19 protein-coding genes and 1 riboswitch are annotated in these 19,792 nt (G+C 72.0%); of the genes, 3 read left to right on the forward strand and 16 right to left on the reverse strand.

What is annotated here, in order from left to right:
- Window positions 1–32: 32 nt before the first annotated feature.
- Entirely contained in the window at window positions 33–1,535 is a 1,503-nt protein-coding gene (locus ASF57_RS12730; RefSeq protein WP_056484503.1) for an undecaprenyl-phosphate glucose phosphotransferase, read from the reverse strand.
- A gap of 500 nt (window positions 1,536–2,035) precedes the next feature.
- On the opposite strand from ASF57_RS12730, the gene ASF57_RS12735 reads away from it, so the two are divergent.
- Complete coding sequence (locus tag ASF57_RS12735; RefSeq protein WP_056484506.1) at window positions 2,036–3,238, forward strand: MFS transporter; 1,203 nt, start codon at window positions 2,036–2,038, stop codon at window positions 3,236–3,238.
- Between the two features lie 87 nt (window positions 3,239–3,325).
- Here the strand turns inward: ASF57_RS12735 and ASF57_RS12740 are convergent, their stop codons facing one another.
- Window positions 3,326–3,661, reverse strand: a complete 336-nt coding sequence (locus ASF57_RS12740) for an antibiotic biosynthesis monooxygenase (protein ID WP_056179034.1) — start codon at window positions 3,659–3,661, stop codon at window positions 3,326–3,328.
- Between the two features lie 485 nt (window positions 3,662–4,146).
- Here ASF57_RS12740 and ASF57_RS12745 point away from each other — a divergent pair, with 485 nt between their 5' ends.
- Window positions 4,147–4,551 carry a helix-turn-helix transcriptional regulator gene (locus tag ASF57_RS12745; RefSeq protein ID WP_056179038.1) on the forward strand — a complete coding sequence of 135 codons (405 nt, stop codon included), beginning with the start codon at window positions 4,147–4,149 and terminating at the stop codon, window positions 4,549–4,551.
- Window positions 4,552–4,568: 17 nt separating this feature from the next.
- Here ASF57_RS12745 and ASF57_RS12750 read toward each other — a convergent pair whose 3' ends face one another.
- Genes ASF57_RS12750 through ASF57_RS12765 form a run of 4 tightly spaced genes read right to left on the reverse strand, consistent with a single transcriptional unit; the run spans window position 4,569 to window position 8,435 of the window.
- Window positions 4,569–5,879: a cobyrinate a,c-diamide synthase gene (locus ASF57_RS12750; protein ID WP_056179041.1), complete on the reverse strand. Its 1,311-nt coding sequence runs from the start codon at window positions 5,877–5,879 to the stop codon at window positions 4,569–4,571.
- A complete protein-coding gene (cobM, locus tag ASF57_RS12755; RefSeq protein ID WP_056483827.1) occupies window positions 5,876–6,688 on the reverse strand; it encodes a precorrin-4 C(11)-methyltransferase in 813 nt (270 codons plus the stop codon). The genes ASF57_RS12750 and cobM overlap by 4 nt, the downstream gene beginning before the upstream one ends.
- Entirely contained in the window at window positions 6,685–7,197 is a 513-nt protein-coding gene (locus tag ASF57_RS12760; RefSeq protein ID WP_082503920.1) for a cobalamin biosynthesis protein, read from the reverse strand. The genes cobM and ASF57_RS12760 overlap by 4 nt, the downstream gene beginning before the upstream one ends.
- A complete protein-coding gene (locus tag ASF57_RS12765; RefSeq protein ID WP_056484516.1) occupies window positions 7,197–8,435 on the reverse strand; it encodes a bifunctional cobalt-precorrin-7 (C(5))-methyltransferase/cobalt-precorrin-6B (C(15))-methyltransferase in 1,239 nt (412 codons plus the stop codon). The genes ASF57_RS12760 and ASF57_RS12765 overlap by 1 nt, the downstream gene beginning before the upstream one ends.
- Before the next feature lie 13 nt (window positions 8,436–8,448).
- On the opposite strand from ASF57_RS12765, the gene ASF57_RS12770 reads away from it, so the two are divergent.
- On the forward strand, window positions 8,449–9,195 hold the full coding sequence (locus tag ASF57_RS12770) for a cobalt-precorrin-6A reductase (RefSeq protein ID WP_056483828.1): 747 nt from the start codon (window positions 8,449–8,451) through the stop codon (window positions 9,193–9,195).
- A gap of 20 nt (window positions 9,196–9,215) precedes the next feature.
- Here ASF57_RS12770 and cobJ read toward each other — a convergent pair whose 3' ends face one another.
- From cobJ to ASF57_RS12820, 10 genes are read right to left on the reverse strand one after another with little or no spacing between them, the layout of a single operon-like run.
- Window positions 9,216–9,974 carry a precorrin-3B C(17)-methyltransferase gene (gene cobJ, locus ASF57_RS12775; RefSeq protein ID WP_056179050.1) on the reverse strand — a complete coding sequence of 253 codons (759 nt, stop codon included), beginning with the start codon at window positions 9,972–9,974 and terminating at the stop codon, window positions 9,216–9,218.
- Window positions 9,971–10,762, reverse strand: a complete 792-nt coding sequence (locus ASF57_RS12780) for a precorrin-2 C(20)-methyltransferase (RefSeq protein WP_056483829.1) — start codon at window positions 10,760–10,762, stop codon at window positions 9,971–9,973. Before ASF57_RS12780 ends, cobJ begins: the two co-directional genes overlap by 4 nt.
- Window positions 10,763–10,773: 11 nt before the next feature.
- Window positions 10,774–11,406: a precorrin-8X methylmutase gene (locus ASF57_RS12785; protein ID WP_056483832.1), complete on the reverse strand. Its 633-nt coding sequence runs from the start codon at window positions 11,404–11,406 to the stop codon at window positions 10,774–10,776.
- Window positions 11,403–12,776, reverse strand: a complete 1,374-nt coding sequence (gene cobG, locus ASF57_RS12790; RefSeq protein ID WP_056483835.1) for a precorrin-3B synthase — start codon at window positions 12,774–12,776, stop codon at window positions 11,403–11,405. Before cobG ends, ASF57_RS12785 begins: the two co-directional genes overlap by 4 nt.
- On the reverse strand, window positions 12,773–16,105 hold the full coding sequence (gene cobN, locus ASF57_RS12795) for a cobaltochelatase subunit CobN (protein ID WP_056483838.1): 3,333 nt from the start codon (window positions 16,103–16,105) through the stop codon (window positions 12,773–12,775). The genes cobG and cobN overlap by 4 nt, the downstream gene beginning before the upstream one ends.
- Window positions 16,106–16,121: 16 nt before the next feature.
- Window positions 16,122–17,036 carry a DUF4349 domain-containing protein gene (locus ASF57_RS12800; protein WP_056483841.1) on the reverse strand — a complete coding sequence of 305 codons (915 nt, stop codon included), beginning with the start codon at window positions 17,034–17,036 and terminating at the stop codon, window positions 16,122–16,124.
- The gene (gene cobW, locus ASF57_RS12805; protein ID WP_056483844.1) at window positions 17,033–18,067 is read right to left on the reverse strand and encodes a cobalamin biosynthesis protein CobW; all 1,035 of its coding nucleotides are present in this window, start codon (window positions 18,065–18,067) and stop codon (window positions 17,033–17,035) included. The genes ASF57_RS12800 and cobW overlap by 4 nt, the downstream gene beginning before the upstream one ends.
- Window positions 18,064–18,540 carry a DUF1636 domain-containing protein gene (locus ASF57_RS12810; protein ID WP_082503921.1) on the reverse strand — a complete coding sequence of 159 codons (477 nt, stop codon included), beginning with the start codon at window positions 18,538–18,540 and terminating at the stop codon, window positions 18,064–18,066. The genes cobW and ASF57_RS12810 overlap by 4 nt, the downstream gene beginning before the upstream one ends.
- Window positions 18,533–19,288, reverse strand: a complete 756-nt coding sequence (locus ASF57_RS12815; RefSeq protein ID WP_056483847.1) for a CbtA family protein — start codon at window positions 19,286–19,288, stop codon at window positions 18,533–18,535. The genes ASF57_RS12810 and ASF57_RS12815 overlap by 8 nt, the downstream gene beginning before the upstream one ends.
- 27 nt (window positions 19,289–19,315) lie before the next feature.
- The gene (locus ASF57_RS12820; protein ID WP_055947494.1) at window positions 19,316–19,492 is read right to left on the reverse strand and encodes a CbtB-domain containing protein; all 177 of its coding nucleotides are present in this window, start codon (window positions 19,490–19,492) and stop codon (window positions 19,316–19,318) included.
- Between the two features lie 72 nt (window positions 19,493–19,564).
- Window positions 19,565–19,758, reverse strand: a riboswitch (cobalamin riboswitch).
- Between the last annotated feature and the right edge of the window lie 34 nt (window positions 19,759–19,792).

A 19,792-nucleotide genomic window follows, 5' to 3' on the forward strand; every position in this document is an offset into this window, starting at 1 on the left:
AGCGGCGGGCCGGCTTCGGGCGCCGTTTCCCCTCAGCGCGCATTCTTGTAGGCGCGCGCGCAGAAGACAGTCATGAACATGATCCGGATGTCGAACCAGACCGACCAATTGTCGATGTAGTACAGGTCGTGCTGGACGCGCCGTTCCATGTCGAGATCCGTCAGGGTCTCGCCGCGCAGGCCGTTGACCTGGGCCCATCCGGTGATGCCCGGCATGACGTTGTGACGGCGCGCATAGAGGGCGATGCGGTTCTCGAAGCTGCGATCATGCGCGAGGGCGTGCGGGCGGGGGCCGACGAGAGACATCTCGCCCCGCACCACGTTGAAGAGCTGCGGCAGCTCGTCGATGTTCGAGCGGCGTAGAACCCGGCCGACCGGCGTGATCCGGCTGTCGTTGCGGGTCGCCTGCTTGAACACCGCGTCTCCGGCGGCCTTCATGCTGCGGAACTTGAAGACGCCGAAGGGCTGCTGGTTGAAGCCATAGCGCTTCTGCCGGAAGAACACCGGACCGGGGCTGTCCAGCTTGATCAGCACCGCCACCACGAGGAACAGCGGGCTGAGCAGCACCAGGGCGATCAGGGCGAGCACCAGATCGAGGCTGCGCTTCAGGAACAGTTCGCCGGCCTGAAGCGGGCGCCGTCCGATGTTGATGCCGGACAGGCCGCCGACCCGGGCGAGCTTGAGGTCGGGGAATCGGTCCATCACGGCGCCGGGGCGCAGATGCAGGGCGGCCGGCACGCGCAGAAAGGCGTCGATGCAGCGCTCGATGTCCGCGGATGCCGACCACGGCACCAGGATGAAGACGTCGTCCGGGCGCAGGAAGCGCACCACCGAAACCGCGAGGTCGAGATCCTCCGACAGCTGGGCACGGCGGGATTCGTCGTCGCCCATCGTGTCGATCCGGCGCAGGTAGCTCGTTCCGATCACCCGCAGGCCGAGGGCTTCGGCGTCGTTGTGGGCATAGAACCGCGCGATATCCTCCTCGTAGCCGACGAGGTGAACCCGGTTGGTGGAGGCCGAGTTCGGTGTCGCGGCCTTGCGGACGAGGCTGAGCATGCCCCACCGGACCAGCAACATCGCGGGCAACCCCGTGAAGAAGAACCCCAGGGAGACGAGGCGCGAATAATCGTGGGTCGTCTTGGTGCCGAAGCCGATCACCAGGACGATGGCCCAGGCTCCGACCCAGGCGGTCGCGGTCCGTCGCAGGTGGGGCCGGTCCGCCAGCAGCGTCTCGATCCGGTAATCCTCGCGCACGATGTGCGTCAGGAGGACGAACAATCCGACCAGCACCGAGAGTTCGAAGCTGCCGCTGGTGCTGACCTCGGGAATCGCACCGACGAGCCCGCCGTAATAGGTGACGTCGACCAAGGCCGCGACCGTGAAGATGGTGAGAAGATCCACACAGGCCGTCGCCGCCGACAGGCCCATGCGGAACGCCGCCCGCCGGCGACGGGGCAGGAGAGCCGCCCAGACATCGCGGCGCGCGCGCGTGACCGGAAGCTTCTCGAAAGCCTCCGGGATCCGATCGTGAAACATCTGGAGCGCCATGTCCCGTCCTGATGCGAAGACTGTCCCAAGTTGAGACAAAATGCGACTCAATCTTGGTTTCTGCGATAGACTCAGCAAAGACCGGACCTGACGTTTCTCGGCAGTGTTCCGAGATCACCGGGAGCGATCAGCCCGACAGTCACCATGGCTTGCCGCAACGCCGCAGGATTAGACGGCCGGGCTGTGCGCTGTACAGACCGGGATTCCGATCCGGCCTGCCCGGGAGGCGTCTCTACTGCTCGATGAGAAAACAACTGGAGATGAACAGGGGCCGAGTTTCGGTTGATTTCGCGCGTCAGGTGTGGACAAGCACGGCGCATAGTGTCGGCGCTGTTCTGGCGCAACCTTGGTTTGTCTCCGGGCGGCCTCGAGATTGCCGTTGCTGCGCGCCCTCCGGCTGCGCGGCGTGACGGTAAAGAAACCTGTGCGTCGTCCCGGCGCGTGACGGAATTCCGATGTCCCCGACCCTGAATGACACCGTCGAGTCGATGCCTGCGTCGCCGGCTCCAGCCAGCGCCGCCCGAGGGACGGCCTATGCTATCCTCGCGGCCTTGAGCCTGTCGCACCTCCTCAACGACCTGGTGCAGTCGCTGCTTCCGGCGATCTATCCGCTGCTGAAGCAGAGCTTCCACCTGGATTTCGGCCAGATCGGCCTCATCACCCTAGTGTTCCAGCTCACCGCCTCGGTGCTGCAGCCGGTCGTCGGGCTCTATACCGACCGGAGCCCGATGCCGTTCTCCCTGGCCCTCGGCATGGCCGCCTCCCTGGTCGGGCTCCTGCTCCTCTCGATGGCCTGGACCTACGGCGTGCTGCTGCTCGCGGCCGGCCTCGTCGGGATCGGTTCCGCAATCTTCCACCCGGAAGCCTCGCGGGTCGCCCGCCTCGCCTCCGGCGGGCGCTACGGGCTCGCCCAATCGGTGTTCCAGGTCGGCGGCAATGCCGGCACGGCTCTCGGCCCGCTGCTCGCCGCCTTCATCGTGGTGCCGCACGGCCAGTCCAGCGTGGCGTGGTTCTCCCTGGCCGCGCTCGCCGGCATCATCGTCCTCGGCATCGTCGGGCGCTGGTACCGGGACCGGCTCGCCGCCAGTGCCCGGGCGCCGGCGCGATCCCGCGCGGGGACGGTCACGCCGCTCTCGCGCGCCCGCATCGTCGCAACGGTCGCGATCCTGCTGACGCTGATCTTCTCCAAGTATTTCTACATGGCGAGCTTCTCGTCCTACTACACGTTCTATCTCATCCATCGCTTCGGCGTGTCGGTGGCACAGTCCCAGGTCTACCTGTTCGTCTTCCTGGGCGCGGTCGCCGCCGGCACCATCCTGGGCGGCCCGATCGGGGATCGCGTCGGCCGCAAGCCGGTGATCTGGGGCTCGATCCTCGGTGTGCTGCCGTTCACGCTGATCCTGCCCCATGCCAACCTGGCCTGGACGGTGGCGCTGACGATCCCGATCGGGGCGATCCTGGCCTCGGCGATGCCGGCGATCCTGGTCTATGCCCAGGAACTGCTGCCCGGCCGGGTGGGGCTGGTCGGCGGCCTGTTCTTCGGCTTCGCCTTCGGCATGGGCGGGCTCGGGGCGGCGATCCTGGGCGAAGTCGCCGACCACACCAGCATCGAGTTCGTCTACGCCCTCTCGGCCTACCTGCCGCTGATCGGCCTCAGCGCGGCATTGCTGCCGCGCCTCGCCAGCCGCTGACCCCCGTTTCGGCCACGACAGCCGGCCCGACGCCGGAGGTGCGCGGGGTCGCGGACGGGTCCCGTCCTCGGGAATAGGAGCCGCGCGCTACGCCGCGGCCTCCGAATCGGGGCGCGCGACGGTCTGAATCGCCTCGAATCCCTCGAATTGCGGATGGCCCAGGTACAGGGGCTTGGTCGAGGGCACGCGGCCATGCGCTTTGCGGAACTGCTCCGAGCGGGTCCACGCCTCGAAATCGGCTTTCGACGACCAGATGGTGTGCGACGCATAGAGGACGTGGTCCTCGTGCTCGGGTCCGCGCAGCAGGTGGAACTCGACGAAGCCCGCCATCTCGCCGAGATGACTGTCACGACCGAGCCAGACCTGCTCGAAATCTTCCGTCGCATCCTTGACGACTTTGAAGCGATTCATTGCGATAAACATGATCCACCTGGGTTTTCGGGCGTCCGGGGCGGTCCCCATCGACGAAGGGAATCTGGGGCGCCGGCCGGGGAAAGACCATCGGATTCGGCGCATGCGTCGCGGCCGCGGCCGGAGCCGCCCCGCCTGAACCCCGATCCGTGTCGTTACCGAAGGTGACGCCGAAGGGTTTCGTGCTGCGAATGACAGCGCAATGCAGCGAATCTCGGCTTGGAGATCACAACGTCGCGCTTGCAATCCGTGCCGGCTTTGTGGTCAAGCTGTCAGAATGGTCAGGTCCGATGCTGATGCGGAGTAAAACGCCCAGTGGCATTTGACGGCAGACAAGGATAGTCTCACAGAGCTCGTGAAATTGACGTTCGACTGCCTTTGTTTCGTGATGAATGAGCTTGGGGTGTCCTGCACAGCTTTGTACGAAAGCGCTCAATTCTCCCAGCCCTTCCGGGAGCGAGGCCGAGCGGGAATTTCTTTAGGGACTGAATCGAGAGATGATGCCGAAGCAGACTACCGACGTTGATCGCCTCGTCGGATTGAGGATCACCGCACTGCGCAAGGCGCGCGGCCTCAGTCAAACCGCACTCGGCACTGCCGTGGGCGTCACCTTCCAGCAGGTCCAGAAGTATGAGAAGGGCCAGAACCGCGTCGGCGCCGGTCGCCTGCGCGAGATCGCCCGTCTCCTCGAGGTTCCGGTCTCGGCGTTCTTCGAGGAGGACGAAGTCGGCGGCACCCAGTCGGACGTCTTCGGCTTCCTCAGTGCGCAGGGCGCCATCGAGTTGCTGCGGGCCTACGCGCTGATCGAGGACGATCAACTGCGCCGCGACGTGCTGGCGATCGTGCGCACCGCCGCCAAGATGGGCAAGCAGGCCCCCGAGCCCGCCGCCGCTGCCGAGTAGGGGCTCGCGTCGAGGCCCTACCCGATCCAGTGGAAGAAGCTGCCGGTGACGGAGCCGCGCCGGTGCCCCGCGATGCCGAGGGGCACGCCTTCCGCGTCGGTCACGGCAGCCAGGCCGGTCTCTTGCGTCGGTGCGTCGCTGCGCTCGCTGGCGTAGTGGAACTCGTGCCCGACCAGGCGCGCGCCCGCTCCGCCGAGGGACCCTTCGGCCAGAAGCGTCGCGACCCGGTAGCCGAGATGGAGGCGGCGCGCCTTGTAGGACGTCGCCACGGGCAGCAGCCCGGCCATCGCGTGCGTCACGCCGGCGGCGTCCTCCAGGCTTTCGCCGAGGACCATGTAGCCGCCGCATTCGCCGTGGACCGGCTTATGCTGCGCGAAGTCGCGCAGGCCGCCGAGGAAACGATCGGCCTGCGCCAGACGGCCGGCATGCAGCTCCGGATAGCCGCCGGGCAGCCAGCACGCATCGCAATCGGCGGGCGGCGCCTCGTCCGCCAGTGGTGAGAACGGGACCAGTTCCGCCCCGGCCGCGCGCCAGCCCGCCTCCATGTGCGGGTACAGGAACGAGAAGGCCGCATCGGACGCCAGGGCGATGCGCTGGCCCGGCGGCCGGGGCAGGGTGCCCGAGCCGGGGCCGGGCGCCGCACCGGCCGCGGCGGCCAGGATCGCGTCGAGGTCGAGCCCCGCTTCGGCGAGGTCGCCCAGCCGGTCGAGGCGAGCCTCGAGGTCGTTGGTCTCGCGGGCCTGGACGAGGCCAAGATGCCGTTCGGGCAGGACGAGGCTGGCGTCGCGCATTAGGGCGCCGAGCACCGGCATGCCGATGCGGCTCAGGCCCGCCTCCACGAGACGGCGATGGCGCGGGCTCGCGACCTTGTTCAGCACCACCCCGGCGATGTGGATGCGGGGATCGTAGGCCCGGCAGCCGAGGGCGAGGGCGGCGGCGGATTGGGCCGCGCCCGACACGTCGAGGACGAGGATCACCGGCCAGCCGTAGCGCGCCGCGATGTCGGCGTTCGCCCCCGTCCGGCCCTCATGCGCCACGATACCGTCGAACAGCCCCATCGACCCCTCGGCCACCACGAGGTCGGCGCCGGTGGCCGCCAGGGCCGCCACCGCATCGAGCATCGGCTCGGGCATGGCGAAGCTGTCGAGGTTGAAGCTCGGATGCCCGGTGGCCGCCTGGTGGAAGGCGGGGTCGATGTAGTCCGGTCCGCACTTGGCGCCCCGTACGGCGAGTCCGCGCCGGGCCAGCGCCCGCATCAGCGCCAGCGTCACGGTGGTCTTGCCCGAACTCGAGCGGGGCGCCGCGACAAGGAGGCCGGGCACGCTCATGCGCGCTCTCCCGTCGCCGGTTCGCCGGCCGCGCTCTCTCCCAGCACGGTACTGCCGGTGGGGCGGAAGCGGCGATCGTAGTCGGGCGAATACAGGGCGCTTTCGCGGAACTCCGCCGGGTCGAGCGCGGGTCCCACCAAGATGAGCGCCGTTCGCTCCAGGCCGGCCTCCGCCACCTGGCCCGCCAGGGTCGCCAGGGTTCCGGTCAGCACGCGCTCGTCGGGCCAGGTGGCGCGGAACACCACCGCGGCCGGGCAATCGGCGCCGTAGAACGGCGTCAGCTCGGCCACCACCGTGTCGATGACGTGGATGGACAGGTGCAGGGCCAGCGTCGCGCCGGTGGCGGCGAAGGCCGCGAGGGTCTCGCGCTCCGGCATGGCGCTGGCCCGCCCCGAGGTCCGGGTGAGAACCACGGACTGGGCAAGGCCCGGCACCGTGAGTTCGCGTCGCAGCAGCGCGGCGGCGGCTGCGAAGGACGGCACGCCCGGCGTCACCGTGAAGGGAATGCCGGCCTGCGTGAGCCGGCGGGTCTGCTCGGCCAGGGCGCTCCAGATCGATAGGTCGCCCGAATGCAGGCGCGCCACGTCGTGGCCCGCCGCGTGGGCGGCCGCGCATTCGGCCACGATGGCGTCGAGGTCGAGGGGGGCCGTGTCGACGACGCGCGCGCCCGGCGGGCACCAGCCCAGGATTTCGGGCGCCACCAGCGAGCCGGCATGGAGGCAGACGGGGCAGCGCGCGATGAGATCGCGCCCACGCACGGTGATGAGGTCGGCCGCGCCTGGACCGGCGCCGATGAAGTGAACGGTCATGAGCCCTGCGTGACGGATTGTGCGCGAAGCGCAAGGGCGCAGGTCGCCCCGGCGCTGGCGATTCGCCGCACCACCAGGGTCGCCCCGGCCCCGGCGCCGGCCAAAGCCGCGGCTTCCGCCACCGAGCCGACCCGGCGCGAGGCCTCGATCCGCGGCGAGCGGGTGGATACCTGCGCGTCGACGGCGATCATGGCTTCGGACGGGATGGCGTCGAGGGGACGGCCCAGGGCGTCGGCGACGCTGCGGATCGGGGGCTCCCCGGCCCGGTCGGCCGCGGTGGCGAGGCGGGCCACGCGGGCGAGCGGCACTCCGGCCGCGTCGCAGGCCCGTGCCACCAGCGCGAGGATCTCATCGGCCGGGGTCGCGCGGCGGAAGCCGATCCCGGCGATGAGGTCGGGCGCACGGGCATGAGGAGGGTCGGCATGAAGTGGGCCGGCAAGAGGTGGGCCGGCATGAGGTGGGGCGGGATGGGGCGCATTGGGATGGGGCGGGCCGGAATCGCCCGGCATCAGGCCTTCACCCAGCTCCACTGCGTCACCGGCATGGCGCTGCGCCAGCCGTGCAGAGGCCCGACCGGATCCGCATGGGCGACCGCGAGGCGCTTGAGGCTGCCGCCCTGGCGCGCGAAGGCCGCGAGCAGCACCGCCTCCCCCTCGAGGGTGACCACGTTGGCGACGAGGCGTCCGCCGGGGCGCAGGGCGGCCCGAGCCGTATCGAGGACGCCCGGCACGGTGATGCCGCCGCCGATGAACACGGTGTCGGGTTCGGGCAATCCGGCGAGCGCGTCGGGGGCCCGGCCCTCGACCACCCGCAGGTCCGGTACGCCGAGCCGGTCGGCGTTGCGGGCGATACGGGCGGCCCGGACCGGGCTGCCCTCGATGGCGACGGCCTTGAGGCTCGGATGGCGCAGCATCCACTCGATCGAGATCGAGCCGGCCCCGGCGCCGATGTCCCACAGGGTCTGGCCGGCGCGCGGACGCAGGGCGGCCAGCGTCACGGCCCGGATGTCGGCCTTGGTGAGCTGGCCGTCATTCTCGAACCAGGCATCGTCGAGGCCGGGACTCAAGCCAACGACCCGGGCTTCGGGCGATCCTACGACCTCGATGCCCAGGGTGTTGAGGGGGTCGATCTCCTGAAAGGCGAAACCGTCAGCCAGGGCGCTGCGGCGGCGTTCCCGCGCGCCCCCCATGGCCTCCAGGACGGTCAGGCGGGAGGCGCCGAGGCCGCGCTCGCGCAGCAGGCTGGCGACCGCCCCCGGCGTCGTCCCGTCCCAGGTCAGGACCAGGAGGCGGGCGCCGGGCTGGAGATGCGGGATCAGCCGGGGCAGCGCCCGGCCGTGCAGGGTCAGGCAAGCGGTCTCGGCCATCGGCCAGCCGAGGCGGGCGCAGGCGAGGCTGAAGGCGGAGGGATGGGGAAAAACCCGCATCTCGTCGGCCGGAATCAGGCGGGCGATTTCGGCGCCGATGCCGTAGTGGAACGGGTCCCCGGTGGCGAGGATGCAGGTCGATGTTCCGCGCCGGGCGAGCAGACCCGGATAGGCCTCGGCGATCGGGCTGGGCCAGATCCGCGTCTCGGCCGCCAGAGGCGCCGCCAAGGCGAGGTGCCGGCGCCCGCCATAGATCAGGCTTGCGCCGTCGAGGGCCGCGCTGGCGGCGGGGCTCAGGCCCGCGCGTCCGTCCTCGCCGAGGCCCACGATGGTCAGCCAGGGCGCCGCCGGCCGCGGGGTGGACTCGGTGTCATCGGTCATGGAGAACGCCCCCATGGACGGCGAAAGCATGCGGATTCTGATCCTGGGCGGCACCGGCGAGGCCGGCGCGCTGGTGCGCGGATTGCTGGCGTGCGGAGACCGCCACGCCGTCACTCTGTCGCTCGCCGGCCGTACCAGCCAGCCGAAGGCGGAGCCGGTGCCGACCCGGATCGGCGGGTTCGGCGGCGCGGATGGCTTGGCCGCGTGGCTGGCCCAGGACCGCACCGATCTGGTGGTCGACGCGACCCATCCCTTCGCGGCCCGGATGAGCGCCAACGCCGCCGAGGCCTGTGCCCGCACCGGCACGCGCCTGCTGGCGATCCGGCGTCCGGCCTGGCAGCCGGTGTCCGGCGACCACTGGACGGAGGTGCCCGACATGGAGGCCGCCGCCCGAGCGCTTGGCCCCGCGCCGCGCCGGGTCTTCCTCACCATCGGGCGTCAGGAGGTGGCGGCCTTCGCGGCCGCGCCCCAGCACGACTACGTCGTCCGCGCCATCGAGAGCGTCGATCTGGCGGTGCCGCGCCTGAGCACGATCCAGGCCCGAGGCCCCTTCGACGAGGCCGCCGAGGCGGCGTTCCTGGCCGGGAGCGCGATCGAGGTCCTGGTCTCGAAGAATTCCGGCGGCAGCGCCACCTACGGCAAGATTGCCGCCGCGCGGTCGCTCGGGCTGCCGGTGATCATGGTCGCCAGACCGCACAAACCGGAGGTGCCGAGCGTGCCGGACGTGACGGCCGCGCTGGATCGGATCGCCATCCTCTGAGGCCTGCGCCGCCCCGCGCATCACGCGGCCGGCACGCTGCGCGGCGTGTAGACGAAGGGCGTGGCGTCGCCGCGCGGGATCAGCCGGGTCGCCGAAGCGCCGATGATCACCACGGTGGCCATGTCGGCGGTGGTGTCCCGGGCCTGATCGAGGGTGAGGATCCGGATCGCCTCGTCGGGGCGCGAGACCGCGCGGGCGAACACCACTGGTGTGTCGCCGCGCCGGATTCCGGCCGCCAGATCGAGGGCCCGGCCGAGCTGCCAGGGCCGGGCCGAGGAGATCGGGTTGTAGAGGGACACCACGAAATCCGCCTGCAGCACGGCCTCCAGCCGGGCGGTGATGACCTCCCAGGGCTTGAGGTTGTCCGACAGGGACATCGCGCAAAAATCGCCGCCGAGCGGCGCGCCGAGCCTGGCCGCGGCCGCCAGCATGGCGGTGATGCCGGGCTCGACCGTGATGGGGAGGCTGGCCCAGGCCGGGTCGCCGGCCTCCACCGCTTCGAAAACGGCGGCCGCCATGGCGAAGACGCCGGGATCGCCGCCGGAGACCACGGCCACGCGCCGGCCGGAGGCGGCCAGTTCGAGAGCGTGGCGCGCCCGGTCGACCTCGACCCGGTTGTCGCTGGCATGGCGCATCAGGCCCGGCCGCTCGGGAACCCGGGCGACGTAGGGGATGTAGCCGATCAGGTCCTCGGCCTGGTCCAGGGCGGCCTGGGCCGCTGCCGTCAGTAGGCGCGGATCGCCGGGTCCGAGACCGATCACCGTCAGCGAACCGCTCACGGGCGGCGCCCCTCGCCGGGCAGCAGGACCATCGAGAAGTAGGGCGCGTCGTCGTCGGGCTTGTCCTTGAGCGCGATCACCCGCTCGCCCGCCATGGTGCCGCGCTCGACATAGACCGCGCGCTCCAGCACGCCGGCTTCGGCCAGCGCCGCCCGCACCTTGGGCAGGTGCCGGCCGAGCTTCATCAGCACGGCGGCGTCGGTGGCGCGCAGTCGCTCCACCAGGTCGGCCTGCGCCAGGGTGGCGGGCAGCACGGTGAGCACGTCGTCGCCCCAGGTGATCGGGGTTCCGGCCCGGGTCCAGCAGCCGGACATGCCGGTGACCCCGGGCACCACCTCCACGGGGAAGCGGTCCTTGAGGCGGCGCCACAGGTGCATGAACGAGCCGTAGAAGAACGGATCGCCCTCCGACAGGATCGCCACGTCCCGGCCCGCGCCGAGATGGTCGGCGAGGCGGGCGGCCGCGTCGTCGTAGAAGGCGGCCAACGCCGCGACGTAGTCGGGATGCTCGGGGTGAAGCTCGGTGGTGTAGGGATAGACCAGCGGGCACTCGCGCGCCGGCTCGGCGGCCAGCACCGCGTCCGCGATGGTGCGGGCATTGCCGCGCCGGCCCTTCTTGCAGAAATGCACCAGCACGGGCGCCCGCTCCAGCACCCGTACGGCGCGGACGGTGAGGTAATCCGGCTCACCCGGCCCCATGCCGACGCCGAACAGGGTGCCGGTGGTCGCCAGGCGGGGCATCTCGGTGCGCTCCGCCGCCTCGGGGGGAAGCCCCTCGCTCGCGTCCATCACTCGATCTCTCACTCGATCTCTTGCGCGAGCGCGTTGACGGCCGCCGCCGTCATGGCGCTGCCGCCGCGCCGTCCGTGCACCACGATGAAGGGCACCCGGCCGTCGCGCGCCAGGGCCTCCTTCGATTCCGCCGCCCCGATGAAGCCGACCGGGATGCCGATGACGGCGGCGGGAGGCGCCACGCCCTCGTCGAGGAGTTCGAGGAGCCGGAACAGCGAGGTCGGGGCGTTGCCCACCGCCACCACGCTGCCGGGCAGGTGCTCGCGCCACAATTCCATGGCGGCGGCCGAGCGGGTGGTGCCCATGGCGGCGGCCATGGCGGGCACGCGCGGATCGCTCAGGGTGCAGATCACCCGGTTATCGGCCGGCAGCCGCGCCCGGGTCACGCCGTCGGCGACCATGCGGACGTCGCACAGGATCGGCGCGCCGGCCTTCAGGGCGGCCTCGCCGGCCTCCGCGAAATCCGGGGAAACCTCCACGTCGCGGGGCAGGTCGGTCATGCCGCAGGCGTGGATCATCCGCACCACGACCCGCTCGGCAATGCCCTGGAAGCGCGCGAGATCGGCCTCCGCCCGGATCATCGCGAAGGAGCGGGCATAGATTTCCCCTCCGTCACGCAGGTAGTCGAGGCGGGAACTCATGACGGTCCGGGTCCTGGCGAAGGGTGCGGGAAGATCTGGGCGAGAGACGATGCCGAATCCGCCCTCCTTACGCGCTCCAGCGCGGCCTCGAAAGGGAGGTGCGTCGCCGGCAAGGCATCGGGCCGGCCGGAGATCACCACGTCGTAGAGCCCGTGGCGCCCCACCAGGGTGAGGTCGGCCGCTCCCGGATGGGCGCAGCCCTTGGCGCAGCCCGAGACATGGGCGCGCAGACCCCGCGTGGCGAAGGACCGGAACGCCTCCGCCAGGCGGGCGGCGTCGTCCAGGGTCGGCGTCGAGCCGGAGGCGCAGGCCGGGGCGCCCGGACAGGCGGCCACCGCGCCGCGCGGATCGTCGGCCCGGGTCAGAAAGCCGGCCGCGGCCAGGGTTTCGCGCGCGGTCTCGGCGGCACTGACCTCGGAGTAGACGAGAAGGAAGCCCCGCGTCGGCGACAGGCGCAACCCGTCGGTGCCGGCGGCGGCCGCCGTATCGGCGAGCTTGTCGAGGGCATCGGCCCTGCAGCGCCCAAAGGGGGCATCGACAAGGAGAGCGCGGGCACCATCCGCTGGCGAACGGGACACGACCGGGTCGGCGGATGCCGGACGGTCGGAATTCAGGGCGAATACGCCCGGGCGCGGGCCGGACCTTTCGAAGGAGGGCGGAACCCGGCGCAGGCCGAATTGCTCCAGGCCGTGCCTGCGCGTCTCGGCCGGGACATCCCGCATCCGGCGCTGCCCGCTCGCGGCCAGGAGGCGCAGGACCGCATCCACGACGACCAAGGCCTCCGCGCCGGAAAGACCCCACCACGCCGCGTCGCCGGCAAGATGCAGCGCCAAGCCCTCTCGCGTGGCGACGAGATGAAGATCGGCCTCCGCCGCGCCGAGGGTGATCCCGCCTGCGGCCGACTCGACGGCCACCAGGGTCTTCGGCGGCAGCCCGGAAATCGCCAGCCCGATCGCCTCGATCTTCCGCGCGAGCGCGGGGACATCAGCGCCCGCATCCGGTTCGAGGCCGGCGAGCGGCGTGGTCAGGGTCAGGCGCTGTGGCCCCCCGTCATGGCGCACATCGCCGAGCCCGGCCGCTTCCAGCCTCTCGGCGAGGCCGCACCGGGTCGCCTCGGTGACGCCGCGGACCTGCAGGTTGGCCCGTGCCGTCACGTCGATATGGCCGTTGCCGAAACGGCGCGCGCCGTCCGCCACCGCCCGGGCCTGGGCGGGGGTGAGGCGACCGAGGGGTGGGTGGACGCGGGCGAGCAGGCCGTCGCCGGTGGGCATCGGCCGGGCGAGGCTCGGGCACCAGCCGCGGCGGCTCGGGGCCTCCGGGGACACGCGCCGGCCCGGCGTTTGGGGGGCCACGCGATAGGGCACGCTCATTCGGCCGCCTCGCGCAGCAATTCGTCCGCCGCCATGGCGTTGCGCCGGGTCTGCCACAGGCCGCGCCGGCGCAGGTCGTCGAAGCGCTCCAGGATGGCGCGGGCCGCCTCCGGATTGGCCGCCCGCAGGGTCTCGAAGGTGTCGAGATCGGCCACCATCGCGCCGTAGAGCCGGTCGAGATCGGCATGGGAGACCGCGTCGGTGGCCGCGGCGAGCACGAACACGGCATCGACGCTCTGCGCCAGTTCCTGGGCGCCGCGATAGCCGTGCCGGAGCTGCGCCGCGATCCAGCGCGGATGGGCGAGGCGTCCCCGGATCAGCCGGGCGGCGTCCTCGCGGGCGGTGCGGGCCTTCGGCGTCTCGGGCGTCGCGACGTCGAGGCTATAGAGGGCCGGGGTCCCCCCCGTCAGCGCGGCGGCGGCCGAGAATCCGCCCATCGCCTCCACGGCGGCGTCGCCGTCGAGAAGGTCGCGCTCGGCCACGTCGAAGGCGTGCACGTAGGCATCGGCCCGGGCAACGCGTTCGGCGAAGCCCGCATCCGCCTCGTCCGTCGCACCGCCATAGGCGTAGGAGGTGGCGTCGAGATAGGCGCGCCCGAGATCGTCGCGGCTGTCCCAGGCCCCGTCGAGGGCGAGCCCGCCGGCTCCGGCACCGTAGCGCCCAGGGGCCGCGCCGAAGACGCGGGACGCCGCCTCGCCGCGGCGGCGAGCGTCCGCGAGGGGGTTCTCGTCGTCCTCCTCGTCCCGCGAAGCCACCGCCGCGGCGGCGCGGGCCAGCAGCGACAGGGTTTCCGGGAAGGTGTCGCGAAACGCGCCGGACACCCGCACCGTCACGTCGATGCGCGGACGGTCGAGGAGCGCCAGGGGCAGCACCTCGAAGCCGGTGACGCGGGTGGAGGCATGGTCCCAGACCGGGCGAACGCCCATCAGCGCCAGCGCATGGGCGATGTCCTCGCCGCCCGTGCGCAGGGTGGGCGAGGCCCAGAGGTCCATCACGATCCGGGCCGGATAGGCGCCCTCGTCCTGCAGGTAGCGCAGGACCACCGCGTCGGCGGCCTTGGCCCCCAGCAGGGTGGCGGCCCGGGTCGGAAGGCTGCGTGGATCGAGAGTGGCGAGGTTGCGGCCCGTAGGCATCACGTCGGTGCGTCCGCGCGACGGCGAGCCGGCGGGACCGGGGGGCACGAAACGGCCGTCGAGGGCGCGCAGCAGGCCGAGGCGCTCGCCCTCGGCGCAGGCCGCCACGTCGTCCGGGGATTCCGCTCCGGCTCGGCCGAACACGTGCAGCCCGTCGCGGGCGGTGACTTCGCCGAGGTCGCACAGATGCGCGTCGAGGGCCGCCAGCGCATCCGGCATCGGCGTGCCGGTATCGATCCCGGCGCCGGTGAGCAGGCCGGCCGAAGCGGCCTCGTCGAGAATGGTCCGCGCCAGGATCGCGGCGCGGCGCGGATCGAGCACGCTGGCGTCGGAATATTCCTCGACGAGGTCACGCAGGCGCGCGGCGTCGGGGTCGAGCCCGGTCACGCCGGTCTGCGGCGTCAGGTGGCCGAGGGCGATGCCGCCGAGACGCCGCTTCAGCGGAGCCGCCTCGCCCGGATCGTCGACGATGAAGGGATAGACCACCGGCAGCGCCCCGATGGAACGCGCCGGCCAGCACGCAGGCGAGAGCGCCACGGCCTTGCCGGGCAGCCACTCCGTGGTGCCGTGGGTGCCGAGATGGATCAGGGCATCGAACCGGGTGCGCAGCCCGAGGTGGAAGGCGAGGTAGGCGTGGGTCGGGACCGCGTCGGGGTCGTGATAGGCGGCCTTGCGGTCCGCCGCCCGCCCGCGATCGGGCTGGAGGAACAGCGCGATGGCCCCCGCCTGCACGGTCCCGAAGCGGAAGGCCCCGTCCCGGCAGGCCGGGTCGGCCTCCGGCGGCCCCCATTCGGCATCGACGGCCGCGCGGGCGTCGTCCGGCAGCGTGCCGAGCCAGGTCCGATAGGCGTCGAGGGACACGACGCAATCCTTCGGCCCCCGGGTGAGCGCCCGCATCAGCGCATCGCTCTCCGGCAGGTCGCCGACCGCGTAGCCGGCCTCGGCCAGATCCGCCACGATCGCGCGCGCGCTCTCCGGGGTGTCGAGGCCGACCGCGAAGCCCGCGCGCCCGCCGCGCGCCGGATAATCCGAGAGCACCAGGGCGAGCCGGCGTTCCGTGCGGGGGAGGCGGGCCAGGCGGACCCAGGCGGCGGCCCGGTCGGCCAAGGCCGCGATGCCGTCCGCATGCGGCACGGCCCGGCGCTCGGCGAATCCCTGGCTCTCCGGACCTTCCTCCTTGAACCCGATCGGGAACCCGGAGAGGCGCCCGTCGAATTCCGGCAGGGCGACCTGCATGGCGAGATCGGCCGCGCCCATGCCGCGGGCGGAGGCGGCCCAGGCGTCGCGCGCCGCACCGATGCTGAAGGCCTGGATCACCGGGCAATCGGCGGCATCGAGGACGAAGCCCGCGTCCTCCCGCGCCGAGAACGCGGTGGCGGCGATCACGATGGCGGGACCGTGCGCGGCGATCGCCGCCCGCAGAGGCTTCGTCGCGGCCGGGTCCTTCAGGCTCGACACCGCCACGGCCATCACGGCGAGGCCGCGCGCCTGGAGCGCTGCACCGAGCGCGGCGATCGGCGCGGTGTCGCCGGACAGCACGCTGGAGCGATAGACCACCAGCAGCGCCAGCGGCGCCTCGGCCGGAAGGGTCTGGAACGGCCGCCCGGCCGCGAGCGCCTGCGCGTCGTCGACGGGACCGCAGCCGGGGCATGCGATGAAGCCGCGCGGCAGGGGCAGCGGCGGCTCGACCGGCCCGGCCGATCCGATCTCGGCGGCGAGGCGTCCGATCAGGCGGCGCAGGTTTTCCGCGCCGCCGGCCCGGAAATAGGCGTCGAGGTCCGGAGCCAGGTCCGGCCGGGTGGAGAAGCCGTCGAGGCGGGGGTCGGGCCGGTCGTCGCCCGGCAGCACCACCAGGATCACGTCGTTGGCCCGCGCCGCCGCGCTCGCGTGCTCGATGCCGTAGCGCCAGTAATCGAGGCCGCCGAGGCAGCGGATGACGACGATCCGGGCCTTGGCGATCACCGCATCGACGTAGAGGTCGACCGACATCGGGTGGCGCAGCTTCGCGAGCTTGGCCAGCCGCAGGGTCGGCGCTTCGGGCGAACCCGCCGGAAAGGTTTTCGCGAAGGCCTGACCCATGCCGAACAGGTCGGAATCGGTGAAGGACAGGAAGACGATGTCGCCCGGCGCCTGACCGAGATCGACCGCGGCTTCACCCTCGTCGAGGGAGACCGTATCGATGCGGATCAGGTGCATGGCGGGTGCCGCGGCCTCATGGCCGCTCCTCCGACAGGGGCCTGCGCAGGCCGCCGCGACGGCGGCGGCGCAGACGCAAGAGGCCGCGCAACAGAAGCACTGCGAGAGCGACGAGGGGGAGCCAGGGCAGGCTCCAGATGGCGAAGAGCAAGGCCGCGCCGGCACTCGCCCCGAAGATGGTGCCGGCCCTGGCCCAGGCCTCCTGCAACGGAGCGAGGGGACCCGCGCGTGCCTGGTCGGCCTGGAACGAGAGCGCGATGAGTTCGGTCTCGACGCGCCGCTCGAGGCCGCGCTGCTTGGCCTCGTCCTCCTCGATCTGCGCTTGAACCTGGGCGATTTCCTGCGCGATCCGGATCAGATCCTCGACGCGGGTGTCGGGTTTCGCGGCCAGGGCGTCGAGGCGTTCGCGGTAGGCTTTGCGCTGGGCGAGCCGCCGCACGCCATCCTCGATCGTCGGAGTCAGGTCGTCGGCCCGGGTCGCCTGGCGCTGCAGGATGACATCGCTCGCCTGCTCCCCCGGAAGGGGCGCCGTAACGAAGGCAAGGTAGGCCGCGACCGCGCTGTGCGGAAGGCGGATGTCGAGCTTTGCGGAGGGACGCCCGGACGGGCGTGAACTCTCGCCGAACGAGGCCGATATCAGGGTGCAGTCGAGGACCGTGTCGGTCACGCAGCGGTCCCGCGCCGCCGCGAAGTGCGCGCCGACGCGATCCGCCGGAAGATCGATGGTCAGTTCGTGGGTATAGGCGAGCTTGACCGCGGTTCGGGGCGCCGGGGATGCGGCGCTCACCGGTGCGCCGGCGGGCGTGTCCGACCGCCTGGCATCCCGGCAGCCCCCGATTCCGAGCAGGGCCGCGAGACCGAGGGCGGCGAGCGGCAGCCGCCGCCGGCGGAGCCCGGCCGGGACGGGCCGCAGGGCCGCGCGGCGATTCATCCCGCCAGTGCCTCGGCGACGGCGCCCTGGTCGAAGCCCTTCAGGCCGATGACGACGAGGCGGCCGTCCCGCGGCTCGGAGGCTTTCCAGGGCCGGTCGTAATGATGGCTGATCCGCGCGCCGACGCCCTGGACCACGAGGCGCATCGGCTTGCCGGTGACCTCGGCGAAGCCCTTGATGCGGAGCACGCCCGCGGTCTCGGCGGCGCGGGCGACGCGGATCGCCAGATCCTCGGCGGTGACGGCGGACCGAACCGGGAGGGCCACCGAGTCGAAATCGTCGTGGTCGTGGTCCTCGCCCTCACCGTGATGGGAGGGGCGCGCGTCGAGGTCGTCCTCGGCCGCAGCCTCGAGACCCAGGATCACACGCGGGTCGAGGCGGCCGTGCTCGGCCTCGACCATCTTCACCGCGCGGGGCAGGTGCCCGAGCACCTCGGCCCGAACCTTGGCGCGCCCGGCCTCGTCGAGGAGGTCGGCCTTGTTCATCACCACGAGGTCGGCGCAGAGAAGCTGGTCCTCGAACACCTCTTCCAGCGGGTTGTCGTGGTCGACGCTGGCATCGTCGGCGCGCTGGGCGGCCAGAGCCGCCGGATCGTCGGCGAAGAAGCCGGCCGCCACGGCCGGTCCGTCGATCACCGCGACCACGCCGTCCACCGTCACCCGCGAGCGGATGGCCGGCCACTGGAACGCCTGGACGAGGGGCTTCGGCAGGGCGAGGCCCGAGGTCTCGATCAGGATGTGCTCGGGCGGATCGGCCCGGTCGAGGAGCTTGTTCAGGGCCGGCACGAAATCGTCGGCCACGGTGCAGCAGATGCAGCCGTTGGCCAGTTCGACGATGTCCTCGTCGCCGCAGCCCTCGATGCCGCAGGCCGCCAGGAACGAGCCGTCGAAGCCGATATCGCCGAACTCGTTGACGATGATCGCGAGGCGGCGGCCGTTGGCGTTCTCGACGAGGTGGCGCACCAGCGTGGTCTTGCCGGCCCCGAGGAAGCCCGTGACGATCGTGCAGGGAATCTTGGCGACAAGAGTCATTCGGCGGCGTCCGGATGGGGGGCCGCCGCGACGGGCGGCGGGAATGTGGGCGGGAGCGGCGGCGGGAACGGCGGAATACGGGCGACGACGCCCTTGCGGAATTCCTGCGGCCGGGCCTTCCACGGTACGATGCCGTCCGGCGTCTCGGCATAGAGCGCGACGCCGTCCAGGATGATGCCGGCCGAGGCGACCGGATCGAGATCGCCGTAGACATAGGTCCAGCGCCCCTGCGACGCGACCGCCACCGTGCAGGGCCGCTTGCACACCGAGAGGCACTCGACGCTCTCGACCGTGATGCCCGGATGACCGCCCGCGCTCACCGCCTCCTGGAGGGCGGCGAGCAGGCGCGCCCCGGCGCGTGGCTCGGAGACGTCCCCGGCCGCTCGGCAGGTGGCGCAGACGTAGAGCGTGACGGCGGCGCTGTCCGTCCGAGGCGAGTCTTTGGGTATCTGATCCTGCAACTGGTCAGGCATGGGCCGTCCGGGCCTTGCCGAACAATCCCCAGGCCCAGCCATAGGCCAGCCCGATCACGGCCCAGAACACGAAGGCGATGCCGAGCGAGCGTGCGGCGAACTGCGCCGCGTAGGCCGCCGGCAGGTTCGAGGCGGCGTGGCTGGTCTCCGGCGCGCCCGCGAGATGGGGGGCGACCAGGAGCACGATGCCCCCCGCGATGGTGATCGGCGCGCGCCGGATCGCGATGAGGTACAGCCCCATGGCGGTGGCGAGCGCCGTCATCACCCACCAGAACTGGCGGTCGGCGAGCGGCGCCGCCGCCATGCCGGGCAGTTCGGGCGCCAGCCCGAGAGCCGGTGCCAGGGCCACCGCGAGGAACCCCCCGATGGCGAAGCGCAGGCCGGTTTCGGGGCTGGGCTCGCGGTTGCAGGCGAGCAGCACGGCGCCGAGCAGCAGCGCGTAGCCGACGCCGCCCACCAGGGTGGCCAGCGCCGTGAAGGCCATGCGCGGCAGGCCGGGGCCCGGCTGCCAGTCGGGCGCGACCTCGCCGCCCGCGACCGAGGGGTCCTTGGTGCCGTGATCGTGACCGCCGTGGATGCGCACGACCAGGGAGGCGGGCGACAGGCGTGCGGGATCTGCCGAGGCCTGCGTCTCGTAGCGCTCGGCCGCGATGATGAGCGGCGAGGTGAGCGCGAGCTGCAGGCCAGTCGCGACCACAGCCGCGAGGAAGCCGGCGACCAGGGCCGCCGACACGAGCCGGATGATCATGGGGGTGTCTGCCTTAAGCGGAGGCGCTCAGTGGCAGGGAAAATTCTGGCTGTGGCGGAAGTCGTGCGCCGCATTGTGCAGCGCCATCGCGGGGGCGAAGCCCGCCATGAACACGAGGCCGAGGCCGAGGAAGGCGGCGACGAGCACGGCGCCGAGACGCTCGTTGGTGCGGGTGCCGGTCAGGACGAGGGTGTTGGTCGACATCGGTTCATCTCCTGGCCGCCCCGCCGGCGGCCGTCACGGATCGATCGGGTGGACGGAAGGTCCACGCTCGATGGCAGGTCCACTCTCGGCGGCAGGTCTCCTGGCTCGCGGGTCGCTGGTCCTGCCGCCTTCCCGGATCGCTCCAGTGGCCGATGGCAGTCCCGTCTCCGCTCACAGTTGCGGGGGCAGCTGCGGTTTCAGGGTCGCCCCCTCACCGCATTCCCTTTTCACCCCTTCGCCGGGGCACCGTCCGATCCACGCTTCTACGCGGTTGCCGTCGCGCTGACAACGCGGCCCGGA

It is taken from the genome of Methylobacterium sp. Leaf117 (genome assembly GCF_001422985.1).
Classification (GTDB): domain Bacteria; phylum Pseudomonadota; class Alphaproteobacteria; order Rhizobiales; family Beijerinckiaceae; genus Methylobacterium.